19 protein-coding genes are annotated in these 20,489 nt (G+C 71.6%); 5 read left to right on the top strand and 14 right to left on the bottom strand.

Annotation, left to right across the window (positions count from 1 at the left end):
- Window positions 1-8: 8 nt before the first annotated feature.
- Window positions 9-1,811 (top strand): bifunctional metallophosphatase/5'-nucleotidase, encoded by a 1,803-nt coding sequence (locus Apa02nite_RS04215; protein ID WP_203823915.1) that lies wholly within the window; start codon window positions 9-11, stop codon window positions 1,809-1,811.
- Window positions 1,812-1,832: 21 nt separating this feature from the next.
- On the opposite strand, the gene Apa02nite_RS04220 is transcribed toward Apa02nite_RS04215, so the two are convergent.
- The 4 genes from Apa02nite_RS04220 to Apa02nite_RS04235 form a co-directional block, all read right to left on the bottom strand.
- Entirely contained in the window at window positions 1,833-2,477 is a 645-nt protein-coding gene (locus Apa02nite_RS04220; protein ID WP_203823916.1) for a hypothetical protein, read from the bottom strand.
- 83 nt (window positions 2,478-2,560) lie between these two features.
- Window positions 2,561-3,421 (bottom strand): MerR family transcriptional regulator, encoded by an 861-nt coding sequence (locus tag Apa02nite_RS04225; RefSeq protein WP_203823917.1) that lies wholly within the window; start codon window positions 3,419-3,421, stop codon window positions 2,561-2,563.
- A gap of 49 nt (window positions 3,422-3,470) precedes the next feature.
- Window positions 3,471-4,907, bottom strand: coding sequence for a protein kinase domain-containing protein (locus tag Apa02nite_RS04230; RefSeq protein WP_203823918.1), 1,437 nt, complete (start codon window positions 4,905-4,907; stop codon window positions 3,471-3,473).
- A 207-nt stretch (window positions 4,908-5,114) separates the two neighbouring features.
- The gene (locus Apa02nite_RS04235; RefSeq protein WP_203823919.1) at window positions 5,115-5,642 is read right to left on the bottom strand and encodes a hypothetical protein; all 528 of its coding nucleotides are present in this window, start codon (window positions 5,640-5,642) and stop codon (window positions 5,115-5,117) included.
- A gap of 293 nt (window positions 5,643-5,935) precedes the next feature.
- On the opposite strand from Apa02nite_RS04235, the gene Apa02nite_RS04240 reads away from it, so the two are divergent.
- Window positions 5,936-6,286 carry an STAS domain-containing protein gene (locus Apa02nite_RS04240; RefSeq protein WP_067683762.1) on the top strand — a complete coding sequence of 117 codons (351 nt, stop codon included), beginning with the start codon at window positions 5,936-5,938 and terminating at the stop codon, window positions 6,284-6,286.
- A gap of 34 nt (window positions 6,287-6,320) precedes the next feature.
- Here the strand turns inward: Apa02nite_RS04240 and surE are convergent, their stop codons facing one another.
- From surE to Apa02nite_RS04260, 4 genes are all read right to left on the bottom strand, one after another.
- The gene (gene surE, locus Apa02nite_RS04245; RefSeq protein WP_067683759.1) at window positions 6,321-7,187 is read right to left on the bottom strand and encodes a 5'/3'-nucleotidase SurE; all 867 of its coding nucleotides are present in this window, start codon (window positions 7,185-7,187) and stop codon (window positions 6,321-6,323) included.
- The gene (locus tag Apa02nite_RS04250) at window positions 7,184-8,128 is read right to left on the bottom strand and encodes a PfkB family carbohydrate kinase (protein WP_239164117.1); all 945 of its coding nucleotides are present in this window, start codon (window positions 8,126-8,128) and stop codon (window positions 7,184-7,186) included. Before Apa02nite_RS04250 ends, surE begins: the two co-directional genes overlap by 4 nt.
- Before the next feature lie 332 nt (window positions 8,129-8,460).
- Entirely contained in the window at window positions 8,461-10,584 is a 2,124-nt protein-coding gene (locus tag Apa02nite_RS04255; RefSeq protein WP_203823920.1) for a HelD family protein, read from the bottom strand.
- 166 nt (window positions 10,585-10,750) lie between these two features.
- Window positions 10,751-11,701 (bottom strand): alpha/beta fold hydrolase, encoded by a 951-nt coding sequence (locus tag Apa02nite_RS04260; RefSeq protein WP_203823921.1) that lies wholly within the window; start codon window positions 11,699-11,701, stop codon window positions 10,751-10,753.
- Between the two features lie 169 nt (window positions 11,702-11,870).
- Between Apa02nite_RS04260 and Apa02nite_RS04265 the strand changes: the two genes are divergently transcribed.
- Window positions 11,871-12,485, top strand: a complete 615-nt coding sequence (locus Apa02nite_RS04265; RefSeq protein ID WP_203823922.1) for a carbonic anhydrase — start codon at window positions 11,871-11,873, stop codon at window positions 12,483-12,485.
- A 71-nt stretch (window positions 12,486-12,556) separates the two neighbouring features.
- On the opposite strand, the gene Apa02nite_RS04270 is transcribed toward Apa02nite_RS04265, so the two are convergent.
- On the bottom strand, window positions 12,557-12,883 hold the full coding sequence (locus tag Apa02nite_RS04270) for a hypothetical protein (protein WP_067683747.1): 327 nt from the start codon (window positions 12,881-12,883) through the stop codon (window positions 12,557-12,559).
- Between the two features lie 243 nt (window positions 12,884-13,126).
- Here Apa02nite_RS04270 and Apa02nite_RS04275 point away from each other — a divergent pair, with 243 nt between their 5' ends.
- Together Apa02nite_RS04275 and Apa02nite_RS04280 are read left to right on the top strand one after the other, a co-directional pair.
- Complete coding sequence (locus tag Apa02nite_RS04275) at window positions 13,127-13,618, top strand: DUF3145 domain-containing protein (RefSeq protein WP_067683744.1); 492 nt, start codon at window positions 13,127-13,129, stop codon at window positions 13,616-13,618.
- A 37-nt stretch (window positions 13,619-13,655) separates the two neighbouring features.
- Window positions 13,656-15,401 carry a glycoside hydrolase family 3 protein gene (locus Apa02nite_RS04280; protein ID WP_203823923.1) on the top strand — a complete coding sequence of 582 codons (1,746 nt, stop codon included), beginning with the start codon at window positions 13,656-13,658 and terminating at the stop codon, window positions 15,399-15,401.
- 85 nt (window positions 15,402-15,486) lie between these two features.
- On the opposite strand, the gene fabF is transcribed toward Apa02nite_RS04280, so the two are convergent.
- The 5 genes from fabF to Apa02nite_RS04305 all read right to left on the bottom strand — a co-directional run bounded on the left by fabF (window position 15,487) and on the right by Apa02nite_RS04305 (window position 20,297).
- Complete coding sequence (fabF, locus tag Apa02nite_RS04285; protein ID WP_203823924.1) at window positions 15,487-16,713, bottom strand: beta-ketoacyl-ACP synthase II; 1,227 nt, start codon at window positions 16,711-16,713, stop codon at window positions 15,487-15,489.
- 1 nt (window position 16,714) lies between these two features.
- Window positions 16,715-16,957 (bottom strand): acyl carrier protein, encoded by a 243-nt coding sequence (locus Apa02nite_RS04290; RefSeq protein WP_014441425.1) that lies wholly within the window; start codon window positions 16,955-16,957, stop codon window positions 16,715-16,717.
- A 65-nt stretch (window positions 16,958-17,022) separates the two neighbouring features.
- The gene (locus Apa02nite_RS04295; protein ID WP_203823925.1) at window positions 17,023-17,973 is read right to left on the bottom strand and encodes a beta-ketoacyl-ACP synthase III; all 951 of its coding nucleotides are present in this window, start codon (window positions 17,971-17,973) and stop codon (window positions 17,023-17,025) included.
- A 31-nt stretch (window positions 17,974-18,004) separates the two neighbouring features.
- The gene (locus Apa02nite_RS04300; protein ID WP_203823926.1) at window positions 18,005-18,934 is read right to left on the bottom strand and encodes an ACP S-malonyltransferase; all 930 of its coding nucleotides are present in this window, start codon (window positions 18,932-18,934) and stop codon (window positions 18,005-18,007) included.
- Window positions 18,935-19,088: 154 nt separating this feature from the next.
- The gene (locus Apa02nite_RS04305) at window positions 19,089-20,297 is read right to left on the bottom strand and encodes a PucR family transcriptional regulator (protein ID WP_275412428.1); all 1,209 of its coding nucleotides are present in this window, start codon (window positions 20,295-20,297) and stop codon (window positions 19,089-19,091) included.
- Window positions 20,298-20,489: the final 192 nt, after the last annotated feature.

Genomic DNA, 20,489 nt, shown 5'->3' on the forward strand with positions numbered 1-20,489 from the left:
GGCTCGCAATGACGCTTCCCAACGGCGTATCGCGGCGTGGCGTGCTGGCGGTCTCGGCCGCCGCCGCTGCGGCACCGCTCGCCTTCCCCGGCTCGGCGCAGGCCGGCGGCAAGGGCGCCCCGAAGCCCCCGAAGACCCCCGAGACGTTCCAGCTGACCGTGCTGGGCACCTCGGACACGCACGGCAACGTGTACAACTGGGACTACTACAAGGACGCCGAGTACGACGACTCCGCGCACAACGACGTCGGTGTCGCCAAGCTGGCCGCGCTCGTGAACAAGCTGCGCGCCGAGGCGACCGGCGCCACGCTGGTGCTCGACGCCGGTGACACGATCCAGGGCACCCCGCTGGCGACCTACTACGCCAAGCAGGAGCCGATCACCGAGACCGGCGCGAAGCACCCGATGGCCAAGGCCATGAACGTGCTGCACTACGACGCGATCACGCTGGGCAACCACGAGTTCAACTACGGCCTGCCGCTGCTGAACCTGTGGATCCGGCAGCTCGGCTTCCCGGCCCTGGCCGCCAACGCGGTCAGCGCGAAGACCGGCAAGCCGGCGTTCACGCCGTACATCATCAAGAAGGTCTCGCTCGGCAAGCACGCGCCCACCCTGCGCGTCGGCATCCTGGGCCTGACCAACCCGGGCGTGGCGATCTGGGACAAGGGCAACGTCGAGGGCAAGCTCAACTTCCTCGACATGGTGGCGACCGCCGCCAAGTGGGTGCCGATCATGCGGCGCAACGGCGCCGACGTCGTGATCATCTCGGCGCACGGTGGCGACAGCGGCACCTCCAGCTACGGCACCGAGCTGCCGAACGAGAACCCGTCCGCGCTGATCGCCGAGCAGGTCCCGGGGATCGACGCGATCCTGTTCGGGCACGCGCACAACGAGGTCGCGCAGCGCTTCGTCACGAACACCAAGACCGGCACCCAGGTGCTGCTCTCCGAGCCGTCGAAGTTCGGCCAGCGGCTCACCAAGATGGACTTCACGCTGGTGCGCGAGCACGGCTGCTGGAAGATCACCACGAAGGCGTCGGCCACGCTGAACACCAACACCGTCGAGGCCGACCCGAAGGTGCTGGCCGCGGTGAAGGGCCAGCACGAGAAGACCGTGGCGTACATCAACCAGGTCGTCGCGGCGTCGACCGCGGAGCTGTCCGCGGCCACCTCGCGGTACGAGGACACCCCGATCCTCGACTACATCAACAAGGTGCAGACCGACACGGTGGTGGCCGCGCTGGCCGGCACCGCGTACGCGGCTCTGCCGGTCCTCTCGATCGCCGCGCCGTTCAGCCGGACCGCGGTGTTCCCGAAGGGCGACGTCAAGATCAAGGACGTCGCGGGGCTGTACATCTACGACAACACCCTGGAAGCCGTCGTGCTGACCGGCGCCGAGGTGCGTGCCTACCTGGAGTACTCGGCGAAGTACTTCAACACGTACGCGGTCGGCGCCGTCGTCGACCCGGCGACCATCAACGTCAGCACGGTGCCGGACTACAACTACGACACCCTCTCCGGCGTCGAGTACGACATCGACATCAGCAAGCCGGTCGGCAGCCGGATCACCAAGCTGCAGCTCAACGGCGTCGACGTGGCCGCCGACGCGCAGTTCGTGATCGCGGTGAACAACTACCGGCGGTCCGGTGGCGGCGCGTTCCCGGGCATCGTGAAGACCCAGGTCTACAACGAGCAGAAGGAGATCCGTCAGCTCCTGATCGACTGGGCGCAGGCCAAGGGCAAGATCGACCCGGCCGACTTCTTCGCGAAGAACTGGCAGCTGGTCCGCGAGGGTGTGCCGGTCACGTTCTGACCAGCACGCACCGGCCGGCCGCTACTTGGTCGTCTCCCAGCTGCCGCGGGCGTCCGCCTCGATGGTCATCAAGGCGGACCGCCCGTCGGTCAGCAGGAACGTGCAGTCGTAACGGCGCAGCCCGTCCGCGCCACGGTCACCGACCGGCACACACGCGCCGGTCTTGACCGTAGTGCCGACGGCGGCCTCCACCCGGCCGTCGCCGAACACCTTCTCCTGCACCGCTTCGGTGGCCTGGTCCTCGACCTGGGTCCGGTGCAGCGGCAGCACCACGTCGACCGCGAGCGCCGTCCAGAACGCCCCGCCGGCCACCGCCGTCACCACGAACGCCACCCAGTACGGCGCGCGCCGCCGGCCGTACGCCCGGGCCTTCCGCGACCGCTGCATCGCCGAGACCACGCCCAGCAGGCTGAACAGGAACGTCCAGGCCACCACCGGCCGCCAGGACGGCGCGTCCGGGCGGGCCGAGCCGGTCATCTCGTGCGGGAAGCGGACCAGCAACTGGCCGTGCTTGTTGCTGGGCGAGCCGTACGGCGGGACCACACCGCCGAACGGCAGCGGCTCCAGTTCCTCCGTCGCCGCCGCCTCGGCCGTGTCGATCCACGGCGGAGAGACCGGGTACGGCAGCGGCTCGTGCGGGGTCTGCGGGGTCTGAACGGTCGTCATCGGTGCGGCCCTTCCGGTAGCGGCCCGGGTGCAGTCTCCGTGCCACCCGCGATCATCGGCCGCTACCGGTCCCAGTTGAGGATTCAGCTCTTCTCGGTTGCATTTCCGGTGCCGTCCAGCGGCACCTGCATCTCGGTGAGCCACTTGTCGAGCTCGCCGTCCGGGCAGTGCAGGTACACCTCACGGGCGAAACCGGGCGGAACCGGCCGGAGCCCGTTGTCCTCGATCCAGGTGGCGATCCGCTCGCCGGTGCGGAACGCCTCCGACATCGGCCCCTCGTGCACCGAGGTGGCCGCGTCGATCGGCGGCAGCACCACCACGTCGAACCCGGCCGAGCCGACCTCGGCGTCACCGATCGGGAACGCCGCGTGCGCGGTGATCGTCTCGTCGCCGGGCCCGGTCGGCGCCGGCCGGTAGTACGCCAGCGACGAACCGGTGATCGCGACCCCGGCCTGCTCCAGCAGCTCCGCCAGGCGGGGGAAGAGCGGCGACAGGTTCTCGGTGATCGACGTGGGGTGGTCGTACCCCAGGGCGGTGGTGGACAGTTCCGCCACCCGCAGTGCCGGGATCCGCTTGAAGAGGACATCTCCGGTGTTCATATGACCCTCCGTCTCGATCATGCGGAGACGCGCGTCGACCAGGGCCAGGCGGGCGTTGTCCCGCTCCACCTGCACGGCCAGCTCGGCCCGCCGCAGTCGCAGCATCCCGCGCAGCTCACCGGTGTCGACCTTCTCCTCGATCATCACCTGCACCTGTTGCAGGCTGAAGCCGAGGTCCTTGAGGGCGAGGATCCGGTTGAGCCGCCGCAGCTGCTCCGCCGTGTAGTAGCGGTAGCCGCTGTGCGGGTCGACGTGGGCGGGGCGGAGCAGGCCGATGGCGTCGTAGTGGCGCAGCATGCGCACCGACACCCGGCTCAGACCGGCGAAGTCTCCGATACTCAACATGGTCGGTCCACCGTCCCGCCTGACACGGTGTGAGGGTCAACCCCGGCTGTTACTGATCGGCAGCGGGGTCCGTCGTGGGCGTCGCGGGCGGGGACGTCGGCGGATCCGGGTCCGGGTCCTCGGTGGGCGGCGACGTGCTGGTGTCGGGGGTCGGCGACGACGACGGGGTGTCGCTCGGGGTCGGCGACGCGGAGGCCGACGCGCTCGGGGACGGCGACTTGCTCGGCTTGCGGGACGACGACGGCTTGCGCGTGGGGGTGTCGTCATCGTCGTCGTTCGAGATCGGCGACTCGCTGAACTGGTCGGTCGCCTCCGGCGCGGGTGTCGTGGTGGTCGTGACCACTGCCGGTTTGTCCTTGCCGTTCGGGCTGGCGTCGGCCGGGTCATCCTTGTTGGTCATCGCGAAGGCGACGCCGAGGCCGCCGGCCAGCACGAACAGCGCGATCACCGCGATCATCAGGCTGCGCTGCACCCGCGGCGCGGCGACCGGCTCGGGCGCGCGCATCGGCGGGGGAGCGGGCGACATCCGCGGGCGGGGCACCGGCTGGGTCATCGGGGCCGGGCTCATCGGCGCCGCGCTGATCGAGGCCGGCACGGTCGGCGCGCCGCTGGTCGGTGCGATCAGCGCGGTGCCGGTCAGCCGCTTCCAGTCCTGCGGGGTGCCGGCCGCGGCATATGCCGCCTCGGCGAACTCGGCCGCGGTGGCGAACCGGTCGGCCGGCTGCTTGGCCATCGCCCGGATGATCAGCTCGCGCACCGCGAGCGGGACGTGGTCGGGCAGCGGGTCGGGCTCGTCCTCCAGGTGACGCAGCGCGACCTGGAGCGCGTTGTCCCCGTCGAACGGGGGCTGGCCGGCGATGCAGTGGTAGGCCACCGCGCCCAGCGCGTAGACGTCGGTGCCGGGGGTCAGATTGCCCTTGGCGACCTGCTCGGGCGCCATGTAGAGCGCGGTGCCGACGATCGAGTTCAGGCCGGTCATGCTGGTCAGCGCGTTGGAGCGGGCGACACCGAAGTCGACCAGGATCACCGCGCCGGTCGGCTTCACGATCAGGTTGCCGGGCTTCACGTCCCGGTGCACGATGCCGGCGTCGTGCGCGGCGTGCAGCGCGTCGGCCGCCTGCGCCACGATCGACATCGTCTCAGCGACCGGGATCGGGCCCTGCTTGACCCGGTTGGACAGCGGCTCGCCCTCGACGAACGCCATCACCAGATAGGCGACCTTCTCCGGGCCGCCGGAGTCGCCGGCCTCGGCGTAGTCGTAGACCTCGACCACGTTCGGGTGCCGGAACGCGGCCATCATCCGGGCCTCGCCGTAGAACCGGGCGGCGAACTCGGGGTCGTCGAGCATCGCCGTGCGCAGCACCTTTACCGCTACGACACGACCCAGCACCACGTCGGTGCCACGCCACACGTCACCCATGCCACCGGTGGCGATCCGGTCGTCCAACCGGTAGCGGTTGTCCAGGAGATGTCCCGCACTGAGCACCAGGTGGACCTTTTCTGATCGGGCGGCCCCGAAGGCCGCGGTAACGAACTGATCGAGGGCAATGCCGGTCAACTGTACAGAGCCGGGCCGATCAACGGGAGATCAGCGGAGGTGCCCTTCGTCCCGTCGTGGATGGGCTCGGACATGCGAACAAGGGTATGGCGGCCCGGCCAGGCCGCCATACCCTTGTTCGGTCTCGTTGCGCCGCTACTGCTGCTTCTCCTCGTACGTGGGGGTGACCACGACAGCCGTTTCGGCCAGTTCCAGCTCTTCGTTCTCGGCCTGCCGCTCCAGCGCCGCGCGGGCGGTGGACGCGGCGACCCAGCCGGCCGCCAGCCCGAGCAGGCCGACCCCGGCGATCAGGCCCCACGGGCGGCCCGGCTTGTTGCCGGCCAGCGCGCCGGCCGCGGCGTTGGCCCGTGCCCAGGCCTCGTCGGCGGCGCCACCGGCCCGGCTGGCGAGCTCGTGACTGGCCTTGCTGGCCTTGCCGGCCAGCTTGTGGCTCTTCTTGTCGACCCGGGTGGCCAGCTTGCGGCTGCGCCGGCTGGTCTTGTCCGCCAGGGTGCTGGTCCGGTCCGCCAGCGCACGGGTGCCCCGGCCGGCCCGGTCGGCAGCGTCCGCGGCCTGCTTGCCGGCGTCCCTGGCAGTCTCACCGGCGGCCGCCATGGCGGCTGACAGGTGATCCCACGCCTGGGCGGCGGTCCGTTCGGCCCGGCTCTTCCTCGTCGTGAACATCGTCGGTTACCCTCCTGCGCTCGCCCTTCACCGGGTTCGTGCCCCGACAAGGGCGTCGGCAAACGTCCGGTATGGACGGCATCACATTTCCAAAACGATTTGACGTCCCGCAGTACTGTTGACCTCGCTCACACGGGCCACTCAGGTGTCTAACAGGTTCGGGGCCTAACCTTTCGGTCAGTTTCACCGAACCTTCCGTGGGTTGGTCCATCCGTCCTGCTCCAGGACGGTCTGACTGACCCGCGTCAAAGAGGAACAACGCCCGGCTCCCCGGGCGGGTGGAGGGAAGAGGCGTGACGCTGTCGATAATGACGTCGACGCTGGCTGACGGTGCTGTCGAGGTCTCGCCACGCGGCGAGATCGACGTCGAGAACGCGTACGAGATCCGTGAGGCCGTCGCGGCCCAGCTCGCCGAGGGCGCCCCGGCGCGCATCGAGCTCAACATGCAGCACGTGACCTTCATCGACTCCGTGGGGATCAGCGCACTCGTGGCCGCGTTCCAGCTCGCCGGGGTGAGCGGTGTCAAGGTGGTCGTGACCCAGCCGAGCCGGTTCGCTCACAAACAGCTCTGGGTGACCGGGCTGCTCGGCCTGTTCGGCAACCCTCAACCCCATCAGGACGACGCGGCGCTCTCCGGCGCCTGACGTCCGCGACTTCCGTGCGAGCCCGGCGTGCTGCTCAGTACGCCGGGCTCTGCACGTGCACGGCCTCGACGTTGATCCGGATGTCCGGATCCTCCATCGGTGCCCGGATCGCCGTGACCACCGCGAAGTTGTCGGCCAGGGCGGCCAGGTCGGTGCCCGGGTCGAGCTCCTCCTCGGCGGCCTGGACGGCGGTGCGGACATAACCGTCACCCGCCTCGGCGATGCTCATCTGCACCTGACCGAAACGGGCCAGCCCGGCCTGCTTGAGCCCCCGGATCCCGTCCACGTGCAGGTCCGGCACGTTCAGGTTGAAGACCGTGCCGGGCGGGGTGTGCAGCAGCGAGGGGAGCAGGCGGACCGCCAGCTCGGCGGCGCTGGCCCAGTGGTGCTGCTCGTCGTCGGCCGCGTGCAGGGCGGCGATGGCGGCGCCCCCGCTGGCCGCGGTGGCCGCCGCCGGGGTGAGCACGTCCAGCGACACGGCCAGGCCGCGCAGACCGGCGTGCGAGGCGGTCAGGGTGGCGCCGACGGTGCCCGAGTGGACCACCGCGGCGCCCGCGTTGGCACCCCGGTTGATCCCGGAGACCACCAGGTCCGGCGCCGGGCCGAAGGCCTCCCGCAGGGCGAGCAGCACGATGTACGCCGGGGAGGCGGCCACTCCGTACGCCGGGATCTGCTTGGCGCCGGCCAGCTCGCGCACCTCTGAGACGATCTTGCCGTCCTGCACCACCGCGGTCATCGAGGCGCTGCTGCCGCTCGACTCGCTCAGCGGCGCGGCGACCACCACGTCGTACTCGGCGTGTGCCAGCGCCCGGGCCAGCCAGCGGATGCCGGGCGCCTCGATGCCGTCGTCGTTGGTGATCAGGATCCGGAGGTGGCGATGGTTACCCGAATTCGCTGTCATGATGCCTTCTTGATCGGGGTCAGCCGGACTCGTTCGGTGAGCACCCGGACGGCGTCGACGTGCCCGGTGCCGAGGCCGTGGCGGGTGACGTTGAGGGCGCCCGCGGCGGCGCCGGTGCGCACCGCGTCGGTCATCGAGCCGCCGTTCGCCAGGGTGGCGGCGACGCCGGCGGTCATCGAGTCGCCGGCGCCGCGGTGCTCGGCTGCGGTCAGCTTGGGCAGCGTGACGGTGTAGATCTCGTCGTCGATCAGGGCCAGGGCGCCCTCCCCGGCGCGCGAGACCAGGACCGCGTCGGCGCCGTCGGTGTTCAGCTTGACCAGTGCGTTCATCAGCTCACGGGTGGAGCCGTCGGCGGCCGCGCCATCCTTGATCAGCTCTTCGTGGCTGATCTTGACGACCGTGCAGCCGGCCTCCATCACGGCGGCGAGGTACCGCCCGCACAGGTCGGCGATCACCCGGCAGCCGTTCGCCTTCAGATCGGCGGAGAGCCGGCCGTAGACCTCCGGCTTGATCACCGAGGGGTGCGCCGGGCCGCTCAGGATCGCGATGCCGGCGGTCAGGCCCTCGGCCAGGGTGAGGTTGTAGAGCTCGTCCAGCTCGTGCCGGGAGAGCGGGGTGCCGGGGCGCTCGGCGATCTCCTCGCGGGTGCCGCTGCGGCGGTCGTGCACGTACCACCCGCTGCCGTGCTCGCGGTTCACCAGACGGAGTGTCACCCCGGGCAGGTCCGCCATCAGCGGGACCAGCACCCGGCCGACCTCGCCCCCGGCGGCCGTGCAGAGCGTCACCTTGGCGCCCAACGACGTGATCATGCGGGTCTGCCAGATGCCCTGGCCACCCGGGTGCACGTGCAGTTCGGGTTCGTCGTGGTGTTGTTCGATGGTCACCGTCAGCTGTGGGGCCGGCGCGAAGACCATGACCCGGCCGTCACTCATGATTCGCATTCTGATCGGTTCCCGCAGCCGCCGTGGCGGTTCGCAGAAAGAACAGAAGCGACGTTCTACAACTCGAGCCTCCCGGGGCTCATCACGCTGGCCACGGGGCCGGTGGGTGGCGCGGGACTGGTGTCGCACGCGCGCCGGCATGGCTCGATCGTGCGCCCTCGATGTGATGATCGCCAGACGAGGGGCCGCGGGCAGGGGGCCCCTGACGGCGCGCGGCGGCCCGGAGCGCTTCCGGTCTCGCGCCGTTTCCGGCGTCGCGCCGCTCCCGGTCTCGCGCTGGTCCCCGCGTCGCGCCGGTCCCGGTCCCGGCGGGGCCGGGACCGGGGAGCGGGCTACGGGTGCCAGTCGGGGTTGGTGCCGACCGTGGTGAGGCGCTGGGTGGCGCGGGAGAGGGCGACGTAGAGCGTGCGGACCCCGGACTTGTCGACCGCGATCTGGCCCGGCTCGACCAGCACCACCGCGTCGTACTCCATGCCCTTGGCCTCCAGCGCGGTGACCACGTGGACACGTTCCGGCAGGCCGGTGACCCACGCGGCCATCTCGTCCCGGCGGGACACCGGGGCGATCACCCCGATCGTCCCGTCCACGTCGGCCAGCTGCTTCTCGGCCAGCTCGCGGACCGTGGCCGGCAGCGCGCCGGCCGTGGTCACCACGTCGACCGGGTCGACGCCGGTGGAGCGCACCGCCGAGGGCAGCGGCAGGTCCGGCAGGATCGCCCGGATCACCGAGGCGGCCACCGCGAAGATCTCCGACGAGTTCCGGTAGTTCGTGGTCAGCGAGTAGCTGTTGCGCTTGCGGGTGCCGAGTGCCTTCTCCCGGGACCGGTCCAGCTCGTCCGGGTCGCCGGACCAGGCGGTCTGCGCCGGGTCGCCGACGATCGTCCAGGACGCGTACGCCCCCCGCCGGCCGATCATCCGCCACTGCATCGGCGAGACGTCCTGCGACTCGTCGACCACCACGTGCGCGTAGTCGCGGTAGTCCTCCTCGCGCTCGACCTGCTGGGCGCGGGCCGCGGCCTGCCGGTCGGCGAACGTGCTGACCTCCTGGACGCCGTCCCGGACGTGGAACGGGTTGCGGGACTTCTTCTGCGCCTTCCGGGGGCGGCCCATCAGCTCGTCCAGCTCGTCGAGCAGCGCCACGTCGGAGATCGTCGGGCCGTGCTCGGCGAGGGCGTCGAAGGAGCCCTGCAGGGTCTCGATCTCGTCGCGGGAGAGCACGCCGTTCGCGTACGCCCGGAGCCGTTTCGGATCGGCCAGCCAGCGCAGCACCCGCAGCGGGGTGAACCGCGGCCACCACGCCTTCAGGAACTCCCGGAAGTCGGTGCGGTCGGCCAGCTCCGACTCGAACTCGCGCTTCTCCGGCAGCCCGCTCAGCTTCGCGTCCCGGGCCTGCGCCCAGAGCGCGTCGAAGACCCGGTCGAAGCCGGTGCCGCGGACCTCGTTGCGGCGCGCGCCACGCTGCAGCACCTTGCGCCGGATCTGCTCCAGCGCCTGGGCGTCCAGCCGGAGCAGGGCGCCCCGGTAGAGCAGGCGCAGCTCGGTCGGCGCGCCCGGCACGGCGTCGTGCGAGGCCCGCTCCAGCACCCGGCGGATCCGCAGCGAGCCCTTGATCGCGGCCACCTCGGTGGAGTCCACCCGGGTCGCGTCCCAGCCCGGCACCAGCGAGCCCAGCGAGCGCAGCGTCGCGGTCTCCTCGCCGAGCGAGGGCAGCACGGTGGCGATGTAGTTGACGAACACCCCGGACGGGCCGACCACCAGGATGCCGCCGCCGGCGAACCGGCTGCGGTCGGAGTAGAGCAGGTACGCCGCGCGGTGCAGGGCGACAGCGGTCTTGCCGGTGCCCGGACCGCCGGTCACGATCGTCACCCCGCCGGCGGGGGAGCGGATCGCCTCGTCCTGCTCGCGCTGGATGGTGGCGACGATGTCGCGCATCCCGGTGCCGGTCGCCTTGGCCAGGCTGGCCAGCAGCGCGCCGTCGCCGACCACGGTCATCCCGGGCGGCGCGGCCTCCGGGTCGAGCAGGTCGTCCTCGATGCCGGTGACCCGCTCACGGGTGGACTGGATCATCCGGCGCCGGATCACGCCCAGCGGTTCGGCCGGGGTGGCCTGGTAGAACGCCGCGGCGGCCGGCGCCCGCCAGTCGACGACGAGCGGTCGTGAGGCGTCGTCGCGGATACCCATCCGGCCGACGTAGTGGGTGGCTCCGGTCAGCAGGTCGAGGCGGCCGAAGACCAGGCCCTCGTGCTCGGTGTCCAGGGTCTGCCGCCGCCGGGCCGCGTGGTACACCATCGCGTCGCGCTCGACCAGCGCGCCGAACGTGCCCACGCCGGCCTGGCGGTAGCCCTCTTTCTCGGCTCGGGATGCGTCCTGGCGCAGCTCGGCGAGCCGGGTGTAGACCCGGTCGACGTGCTGCTGCTCGATCGCGATCTCCTGCTGCAGGACGGTGGCGTCGCTCAAGTCGGTCGTTCTCCCTTTCATGCGCACCGCCAGCGCTCGCGCGAAGGGGGCAATCGAACTTACTCCCGCCCCGCAATCCGCGACCAAGCGGCCCCTGGCCGGCCCTGGCGCTCACCGCATCGTTCGAACCTCTCACAAACGAGCGGGGGTGTGCGGATGTTCCGGCTCAGGCGGCCCGGCGTCGCAGTGGAACGCTCGTCGCCCGCGGATTCTTCCGAGTGGCGCGATTCACCCGGCGGACCACGGTGAGCAGCGCCTCGGTGACCTCCTCCGGGCGTTCCAGCGGCAGCATGTGGCCCGCGCCGGGGCAGACGGTCAGCTGGGCGTGCGGCAGCGCGGCCGCGATCGACTCGGCGCAGGCCGGCGGGGTGAGCCGGTCCCGGTCGCCGACCAGCACCGCGGCCGGCACGTCGGCGAGGGCCGCCAGGGTCGCCAGCCGCTGCTGCGCGCCGATCGAGGCGCGGAACCCGCCGATCGACTGCAGCGGGGCCCGGCCGACGCTGCGCAGGGCCAGGCCCAGGTCGTCGGAGGCGCACCGGTCACCGAAGAGCAGCCAGCGCATCACGGGCGCCAGGACGGGCAGCACGGCCCGATGCGGTCGCCAGGCACCGGACCGGGCCAACAGGCCCGCTCCGAGCGTCTCACCGGCCCGCAGCAGGGTCGCCAGGTGGTCCGGTAGGCCGTACCGGGTGTGGGTGTGTCCCTCGGCGGTGGTGGAGACCAGGACCAGGCCGGCCACCCGGTCGGTGAACTCGGCGAGATGGCGGTGGGCGTACTCCATGATCGTCATGCCGCCCATCGAGTGGCCGACGAGCACCACCGGGCCGGTCGGGGCCAGCCGGCGCAGCACCTCGGCCAGGTCGTCGCCGAGCTGGTCCAGGGTGGCGCCGTGGCGGCCGGTGGCCGACGAGCGGCCGTGCCCGCGGGTGTCGTAGGCGATCACCCGGGGTGCGCGGCGGCCCATCCCGCTGAGCGCGTCCACCTGATGCCGCCAGGTCCGGCGGTCCAGGCACCAGCCGTGCAGCAGCACCACGGTGACCGGGGCGTCGGCCGGGCCGGTGATCTCGACGTGCAGGCGTACTCCGTCGGCCAGGGTGATCTCGGTCCGCTCGGACATGGGCACCTCCGCGTCATCCACGCCCCCGCGTGTACCCACGGGTAATAAGCATCACGCGTGATCGGGACGATTGCCACTGGCGCTCCGGACAGGTCCTGTCGCCCTTTAGTGACCGTGAGCTGCCTCGCAATTACTTTCGCTTGGCGTCCGGACAGCGAGAATCATCGGCATGACAGCCATTCGCGCTGCCCAGGCCATCACGCCCGGCACAGCTCTGGGCATGCTCACCACGGGCAACAAGCGTTTCGTCTACGGCACGCCGCACTACGGGCACAACGTCACCCAGGCCGCGGCGACGGCCGGTGGCCAGCAGCCGCACTCGGTCGTGCTGGGGTGCATCGACTCCCGGGTGCCGCTCGAGGCGATCTTCGACCAGTCGTTCGGCTCGATCTGCGTGGCCCGCTCCGGCGCGCACGTGCTGGACCGGTCGATGGTCGGCTCGGTGGAGTTCGCGGTGTCGTCGCTCGGCGTCTCGCTGGCCCTGGTGGTGGGACACAAGCGGTGCGGCGCGGTGACCGCCACGGTCGACGCGGTGCGCTCCGGCGAGATGCCGGGCGGTGACGTCGGATACCTGGTGGAGGAGATCTCCCCGGCGGTGGACGGGCTGGACCTGGACGATCCGTCGGCGACCGAGCAGGCGATCCGGGCGCACGTGATCCGTACCGTGGAGCGGTTGCGCCGCAGCGACGGCCTGGCGCCGGCGATCGCGGCGGGCCGGATCGACGTGGTCGGCGCGATCTACGACCTGGACACCGGCGGGGTGGAGTTCCTGGAAAACGCTTGATCTTCATCAACCGCGAAAAGGCACCTCCCGGTACGAGACCGGAAGGTGCCTTTTTCCGTGCGTGGGGCTGCTCAGCCCTCGAAGACGCCGGCGTCGACGAGACGCTTCTCGGCGCCGTCCCAGCCGTGCTCCGGGTTGGTGCTGTGCAGGGCCTGCAGCTCGGCGCGGACCTTGGCGCCGTGCCCGGCGGCGGCCAGCACGCGGATCTCCTCGACGAACGCGTCCGAGGTGGTCTGCAGGTGCGTGGTCTTGCCGTTGGTCAGGTTGCGCACGTACGCGAAGCGGCCGTTGGCGAGCGGGATGAGGTACTTGTACTCACCGAGCACGCTGAGGGCGCCACCGGTGCTCTGGCCGGCGCGGACTGATGCGCGGGCGGTCTTCGAGGTGTTGCTCGCCACGGCGGTACTCCTTGGAGGTATTGCATGAGCAGAGAAAAGGCCGTGGCAACGATACACGACGGGCGGTGAACCGTGCCGTCGGAGCAGGTACACGCGTTGGACTCGGTGTGCCACTACGGCTGGTCCCACAGTCGATGTTGCGGATTCTCTGGCGCACCATCCGTAGCAACCGGCATCATGGGACACGATCAACCGCGGTCGAGGTCGTAGGGGAAGACGCACCTCGGTCTCCGGGAGGTCACCGTGCCAACGTGTGGCGTCGTATACGTCCACTCAACCCCGCTCGCCGTGTGCCAACACGTCGAATGGGCGATAGCGCGCGTCCTGACCGCGCCGGTCAATCTGCAATGGACCGTGCAGCCGGTCGATCCGAGCATGCGCCGAGCCGAGTGCAGCTGGACCGGGCGGGCGGGAACGGGCGCCGAGCTGGCTGCTGCCCTACGGCAGTGGTCCATGATCCGTTTTGAGGTGACCGAGGAACCGAGTCCCGGGCTCGACGGCGAGCGGTTCATGCACGTGCCCGGCCGTGGGTTGTTCCACGGCACGATGGGCGCGTCCGGCGACATCCAGGTCGGCGAGGACCGGCTGCGCGCCATCATGGCGCAGGCCAGAGCTCCCGAGGCGTTGGCGCACGCCCTGGAGAAGGCGCTCGGCACGGCGTGGGACGCCGAGCTGGAGCCGTACCGGTACGCCGGCGACGGCGCACCGGTCACGCTGCTCACTCGTGTCGGGTAGGGGGATCGCGTGGCGGGAGTTTCCGCGACCTGATTCGATGACGGGCGTGAAAAAAGTGTCCCGTGTCGCCTTTGTCGCCCCGCTCCTCCTCGTCCTAGGAGCGTGCGGGGACGATGCCACGCCGCAGGGCGCTCCACCGAGTGCCGGCCCGGCCTCCGCGTCGGTGCCCGCGCCCGCGCCGGAGTCCGCGTCCGCCTCCACGCCACCGGCCGACCCGGCCGCGCGGGCGGCGGAGACCGTCGCCCGGCTCAGCGACGAGGACCTGGCCGGTCAGGTGCTGATCCCGTACGCCTACGGGGGCTCGGCCACCCAGGTGGACGCCGGCGCGATCGCCGGGAACCGGTCCCTCGCGGGCGTGGACACCCCGGCCCAGATGATCGCCAAGTACCGGCTGGGCGGCCTGATCCTGGTCTCCTTCACCCAGCAGGACCCGACCGGCAAGACCAACCCGACGTCGAACGTGGAGGACCCGAAACAGGTCCGGGCGCTCACCGCCGGGCTGCAGGAAGCGGCGCGGCAGCTGCCCGCCGCCGCGCCGCTGATGATCGGCACCGACCAGGAGTACGGCATCGTGACCCGGATCACCGACGGCGTCACGCTGCTGCCGTCGGCGATCGCGGTCGGCGCCGCTGCCCAGCCGGTGCTGACCGAGGCGGCCTGGCACGCGGCCGGCCGGGAGCTGGCCGCGATGGGTGTCACCGTCGACTTCGCGCCGGTCGCCGACACCCTCGGGGTGGCCGGCAGCTCGGTGATCGGGTCCCGGTCGTACGGCACCGACGCCAAGGCCAACGCCGGCCAGGTCGGCGCGGCTGTCCGTGGCCTGCAGGCGGCCGGGGTCTCGGCCGCCCTGAAGCACTTCCCCGGGCACGGGCACACCACCGGTGACAGCCACGAGGAGCTGCCCGCGATCAAGCAGAGCCTGGCCGCCTGGAAGGCGCAGGACCTGCCGCCGTTCCAGTCCGGGGTGCAGGCCGGCGCGGGCGTGGTGATGTCCGGCCACCTGGACCTGCAGGCGGTGGACAAGGGCACGGCGGCCACGTTCTCCCACAAGATCATGACGGACGTGCTGCGCGGCCAGCTCAAGTTCACCGGGGTGGCGATCACCGACGCGATGAACATGGCGCCGGCCAAGAAGTGGCCGGCCGGTGAGGCCGCGGTCCGGGCCCTGAACGCGGGCAACGACATGCTGCTGATGCCGCCGGACATCGGCGCGGCCCGGGACGGCATCCTGGCCGGGCTGAAGAGCGGCAGCCTGAAGCGTGAGCGGCTGGTCGAGGCGGTCACCCGGATCCTGACCCTGAAGTTCCGCACCGCGGCCACCCCGCAGCCGGAGCTGTCGGTGGTCGGCTCGGCGGAGAACCAGCAGGCCGTCGCGGCGCTGGACGCCGCCTCGATCACGGTGCTCCGCGGGCGCTGCTCCGGTCCGCTGGTCACCGGTCCGGTCACGGTGACCGCCCCGTCGTCGCGCGGGCTGGCCCGGGCCACGCTGGTCAAGGCGCTGCAGGACGCCGGGGTCGCGGTGCAGGCGGCGGGCGGCGCGGAGATCCGGCTGGTCGGGTACGGCGACAAACCGGTCGACCTGTCCCCGGACGCCGCGGTGACCGTGATGATGGACCTGCCGGGGCTGCTGGCCTACGCGAAGTCGCCGACGCTGCTGGCGACGTACTCGTCGAGCAAGCTGTCGCTGACCGCGCTGGCGGCGGTGATCGCCGGCAAGGCCACCGCGCCGGGCAAGTCACCGATCGCGGTCGCCGGGCTGCCCCGGAGCGCCTGCGCCAAGTGAGGCGGGCCGTGTGAGTCGTGCCACATGAAGAGAGCCGCTCCCCGGCCGGGGAGCGGCTCTCTTCATGTGCGCGTGCGCGTACCCGTCAGGGACGGGTGAAGATCAGCGCCACGTTGTGTCCGCCGAAGCCGAACGAGTTGTTCAGCGCCGCCGGGATGTCCAGCTGACGGGCCTTGTGCGCGGCCACGTCGAGGTCCAGGCGGTCGTCCGGGTCGTCCAGGTTGATGGTGGGGGGAACCACGCTGTCGCGGATCGCCAGGATGGTGGCGATCGACTCCAGCGCGCCGGCGGCACCGAGCAGGTGGCCGGTCATCGACTTGGTCGAGGTGATCACCGAGTGGTCACCGATGGCGGCCCGGATGCCCTTGATCTCGCCCATGTCGCCGGCCGGGGTCGAGGTCGCGTGGGCGTTCACGTGCTTGATGTCGGCGCCGGTCAGACCGGCGTCGCGCAGTGCCATCCGCATGGCGCGGATACCGCCCGCACAATCCGGATCCGGCTGGACGATGTCGTAGCCGTCCGAGGTCACGCCGGCACCGGCGAGCCGGGCGTACACCCGGGCCCCACGGGCCGCCGCGTAGTCGGCGCGCTCCAGGATGATCGCCCCGGAACCCTCACCGAGGACAAAACCGTCCCGGTTCTTGTCCCACGGCCGGGACGCCCGCTCCGGGTCGTCGTTGCGCGTCGACATGGCGCGCATCGAGGCGAAACCGGCGATCGGCAGCGGGTGGATGACGGCCTCGGTGCTGCCGGCCACCACCACGTCGGCCCGGCCGAGCCGGATCAGGTCCAGGCCCAGGGCGATCGCCTCGGCGCCGGTGGCGCACGCGCTGGCCATCGCCCGGACACCGGCCTTGGCACCGAACTCCAGGCCCACGTACGCGGCCGGGCCGTTCGGCATCAGCATCGGCACGGTGTGCGGGCTGACCCGCCGCGGACCGGACTGCTCCAGGATGTCGTCCTGATCGAGCAGCGTGATCGCGCCACCGATGCCGCTGCCGAAGCTGACCGCGAGACGCTCCGGGTCGACCCCGGCGCTCTCCAGCCCGGCGTCCGCCCAGGCCTGCTTCGCGGCGATGATGGCCATCGCCTCGCTGCGGTCCAGACGGCGCATCCGCACCCGTTCGATGATCTCGGACGGGTCGACCGCGACGCGGGCGCCGATACGTACGGGGAGCTGCGCGGCCCACTCCTCGGTGAGCGAACCCACCCCGGAGCGGCCGGCGAGCATGGCGTCCCAGGTGGACGCGACGTCCCCGCCCAGCGGGGTCGTCGCGCCGAGCCCGGTGACGACGACGTCGACAGTGCTCATGTCAGTGGTTCGCCTCGATGTAGGTGACCGCGTCACCGACGGTCTTCAGGTTCTGCACCTCGTTGTCCGGGATCTTGACGCCGAACTTCTCCTCGGCGGCCACCACGACCTCGACCATCGACAGCGAGTCGACGTCCAGGTCGTCGGTGAAGGACTTGCCCTCGGCGACGTCGTCCGGGTTCACCCCGGCGACCTCCTCGAGGATCTCGGCGAGGCCTGAGGTGATCTCTTCGCGAGTAGCCATTGTTTTTGTTTTTCCTCTCGAAACTGACGGGTAGAACGATGGAACAGAAGACGGACGGGTCGCCGCTACGGGCAGCGGACGACCTGGCCGGCGTAGGTGAGGCCACCGCCGAAGCCGAACAGCAGCACCGGCGCCCCGGAGGGCACCTCGCGCCGCTCGACCAGCTTGGACAGGGCCAGCGGCACACTCGCCGCGGAGGTGTTGCCGGACTCGACCAGGTCCTTCGCGATGATCACGTCGGGGCCGAGGCCCAGCCGCTTCACGATGCCGTCGATGATCCGGGTGTTCGCCTGGTGCGGCACGAACGCGGCCAGCTCGGACGGCTCGATGCCGGCCCGCTTGCAGGCCTCGAGCGCGAACGGGGCGAGCGCGGTGGTCGCCCAGCGGAAGACCGACTGGCCGTCCTGCTTGATGTACGGGTGCCAGCCCTCGATCCGCAGCACGTCGCCCCGCTCCGGCGCCGAGCCCCAGAGCACCGGGCCGACGCCGGCCTGCTCGCCGTCCGGCACCGCGGAGACCACCGCGGCGCCCGCGCCGTCACCGAAGAGCACCGCGGTGGTGCGGTCCGACCAGTCGGTGATGTCGGAGAGCTTCTCCGCGCCGATCACCAGGGCGTGGCGGCTGGCGCCGGCCTTGATCGCGTGGTCGGCGCTGCCGAGCGCGTAGGAGAAGCCGGAGCAGGCGGTGTTCAGGTCGTACGCGGCCGGCGCGGCGATGCCGAGCTTGCTGGCGACCCGGGTGGCGACGTTCGGGCAGCGGTCGATCGACGAGCAGGTCGCGACGACCACCAGGTCGATGTCGGCGGCCGACAGTCCCGAGGTGGCGAGCGCCTTCTCGGCTGCGTAGGTGGCCATGTCGGCGACCGACTCACCGTCGGCGACGCGCCGCTCGGCGATGCCGACCCGGCTGCGGATCCACTCGTCGTTGGTGTCCAGATTCCGGGTCAGGTCTTCGTTGGTGACAACGCGCGAGGGCTGGTAATGGCCCATCGCGACGATGCGGGAACCCGCGGTCATGCTGTTCCTCCTTGGGTCGCGACGGCGCGCGTCAGAGCTGGGTCTTGCTGTGCCGGGCGATCAGATCGCGCGCGGCGGGCAGGTCGTCCGGGGTGTTCAGGGTGACGATCTCGGGTGCGCCGTCGCCCTTCAACTCCCGCTTGAGCAGGCCGGCCAGGGTGCCGGCCGGCGGCAGCTCGACGACCCCGGTGACACCGAGGTCCTTGAGTGTGCGCATGCACAGGTCCCACCGGACCGGCGCGGTGACCTGGCGGACCAGGCGGCCCACCATGGCCCGGCCGTCGGTCACCGCGGTCCCGTCCAGGTTCGACAACAGGATCCGGGCCGGGTCGGTCACGGCCACCCGCTCGGCAACCGAGGCCAGCGCGGTCTCGGCGGGCGCCATGAACGGCGTGTGGAACGCGCCGGCCACCGCCAGGGCGATCACCCGGGCCTTGGCCGGCGGTGCGGCCGCGAACTCGGCCAGCGCGCCGAGCGCACCGGCCGCGACGATCTGGCCCGCGCCGTTGCGGTTGGCCGCGTACAGCCCGTGCTTCTCGATGACGGCGACCACCTCGTCCGGGTCGCCGCCGAGCACGGCGGACATCCCGGTCGGCTCGAGCGCGCAGGCCGCGGCCATCTCCCGGCCGCGGACCCCGGCCAGCGTGATGGCGTCCTCGGCGGTCAGCACCCCGGCCGCGGCGGCGGCGCCCAGCTCACCCACGCTGTGGCCGGCGATCACACCGGCCGCGTCGAGTGGCAGCTGCTCGGCGGCGAGCAGGGCGGCGGCGACCAGCAGCGGCTGGGTCCGGGCGGTGTCCTTGATCTCCTCGGCTCCGGCGACGGTGCCGAGGTGCACGAGGTCGACCCCGGCGAGCGCGGACCACGCGGTGAGGCGGGCCTGGGCGCCGGGGAGTTCGAGCCAAGGGGTGAGGAAGCCGGGCTTCTGGGAACCCTGGCCGGGGGAGAGAACGGCGAGCACGTCTTCGACTCTTCCGGATCGGGGGGTGTTCTGCGGGTGCTGGCCCCAACCAAACCCTACGACGAGCCTTGTAGGAACCCTACAAAACAGGGGGGATCTTGTCCGGGTTGCGCACTATTTCGGGGTCTGGTCGTTAGTGCCGGGCTGCTGTGATTCAGGTCGCAGGATCGAGTCTGCCGATACTCAGCGCCATCCGCAGGGCGAAGGCGTCCCGCCCGTCCAACGGGGTCATCCCGGTGACCTCGGCCACCCGACGCAGCCGGTAGCGGACGGTGTTCGGGTGCACGTAGAGCTCGCGGGCCGCACTCTCCAGTACCCCGCCGGCCGCGAAGAACGCGTCGAGGGTCTCCAGCAGTCCGCTGCCCGCCCGGGCCAGCGCGGCGTACACGTCGTTGCGGAGTTTGCGGCGGGCGTCCAGGTCGCCGGCCAGGGCCCGTTCCGGCAGCAGGTCGTCCGCCGCGACCGGGGTGGGCGCGCCCGGCCAGGCCGGCGCGGCGCGGAAGCCGGCCAGTGCGGCCCGGGCCGACTCGGTGGCCTGCTCCAGGGTCGGCACGGACGGGCCGACCACGATCGGCCCGTCGCCGAAGCTCGAGCTCAGCGCGGCCGCGGCGGCCACCGGGTCGGTCGCGCCGCCGACCACCGCGACCAGCCGGTCGCCGTGCACCCCGCCGATCACCTCGAGCCGGGCCCGCCGGGCGGCCCGGTAGACCGCGTGCAGCACGGCGGTGATGTCGCCGCCGGGGGAGCGGCCCACCACCACCACGACCGGCGGGGAGTCCACCCAGCCCAGCGCGGCCGCCCGGCTGGCCAGCACGTCCGAGGAGTCGCCGCGCAGCAGGGCGTCGACCAGCAGCGCCTGCAGCCGGGCGTCCCAGGCGCCGCGGGACTCGGCGGCCCGCGCGTAGACCCGGGCGGCGGAGAACGCGATCTCCCGGGAGAACCGCAGGATGGCCTGCAGCAGCAGGTCGCCCTCGCCCTTCGCGGCGAAGCCGGGCACCTCGGCCTCGGCCACGTCGATGGTCACCTTGATCAGCTGCACGGTCTGGGTCAGCGTGATCGCCCGGGCCAGGGCGCGGGGCGCGGCCGCGAACACCTCGTCGGAGATCTCCTGGGTGCTGGCTGCCACGGTGGCACCGGACCGCAGCCACTCCACAAGTGATCGGACACCGGCCTGTGCGACGAGCATCACCCAGGACCGCTGATCGGCCGGAAGCGCCCGGAACCACGGCAGCGTTTCGTCCATCCGGGCCACCGCGGAGCTCGCGAGCGCGCCGGCGTGCTTCTCGATCCGGCGCAACGTCGCAGGTTGAAGCGGGTTTGCCGGGACCTCCGGCGAGGATTCGAGGATTCGGCTGTCCGCCACGCGCCCAGAGTGACACGCCGTCTTCGGCGGCTGCCAGCCGTGTCTGTTTTAGGGGGTTTTATAACATTTGTGACATGTAGCGGTGCGCCCTCGCCACGATTCCGGTCGGTGACCTGGCATCGTGTCGGACTAGTGCGGCCCGCCCGGCCTTCAACCCGGGCCCGGGCGTGCCGATGAAGAGACGGTGCCGAA

This window comes from Actinoplanes palleronii (assembly GCF_016862315.1).
In the GTDB taxonomy this organism is placed as follows: domain Bacteria; phylum Actinomycetota; class Actinomycetes; order Mycobacteriales; family Micromonosporaceae; genus Actinoplanes; species Actinoplanes palleronii.

Coding starts and splice junctions, on each gene's coding strand:
- Apa02nite_RS04225 (WP_203823917.1), bottom strand. CDS start 3,421: ATGTTGAGTATCGGAGACTTCGCCGGTCTGAGCCGGGTGTCGGTGCGC.
- Apa02nite_RS04215 (WP_203823915.1), top strand. CDS start 9: ATGACGCTTCCCAACGGCGTATCGCGGCGTGGCGTGCTGGCGGTCTCG.
- Apa02nite_RS04220 (WP_203823916.1), bottom strand. CDS start 2,477: ATGACGACCGTTCAGACCCCGCAGACCCCGCACGAGCCGCTGCCGTAC.
- Apa02nite_RS04235 (WP_203823919.1), bottom strand. CDS start 5,642: ATGTTCACGACGAGGAAGAGCCGGGCCGAACGGACCGCCGCCCAGGCG.
- Apa02nite_RS04295 (WP_203823925.1), bottom strand. CDS start 17,973: ATGACCGCGGGTTCCCGCATCGTCGCGATGGGCCATTACCAGCCCTCG.
- Apa02nite_RS04260 (WP_203823921.1), bottom strand. CDS start 11,701: ATGTCCGAGCGGACCGAGATCACCCTGGCCGACGGAGTACGCCTGCAC.
- surE (WP_067683759.1), bottom strand. CDS start 7,187: ATGACAGCGAATTCGGGTAACCATCGCCACCTCCGGATCCTGATCACC.
- fabF (WP_203823924.1), bottom strand. CDS start 16,713: ATGAGCACTGTCGACGTCGTCGTCACCGGGCTCGGCGCGACGACCCCG.
- Apa02nite_RS04265 (WP_203823922.1), top strand. CDS start 11,871: ATGACAGCCATTCGCGCTGCCCAGGCCATCACGCCCGGCACAGCTCTG.
- Apa02nite_RS04290 (WP_014441425.1), bottom strand. CDS start 16,957: ATGGCTACTCGCGAAGAGATCACCTCAGGCCTCGCCGAGATCCTCGAG.
- Apa02nite_RS04250 (WP_239164117.1), bottom strand. CDS start 8,128: ATGCGAATCATGAGTGACGGCCGGGTCATGGTCTTCGCGCCGGCCCCA.
- Apa02nite_RS04280 (WP_203823923.1), top strand. CDS start 13,656: ATGACGGGCGTGAAAAAAGTGTCCCGTGTCGCCTTTGTCGCCCCGCTC.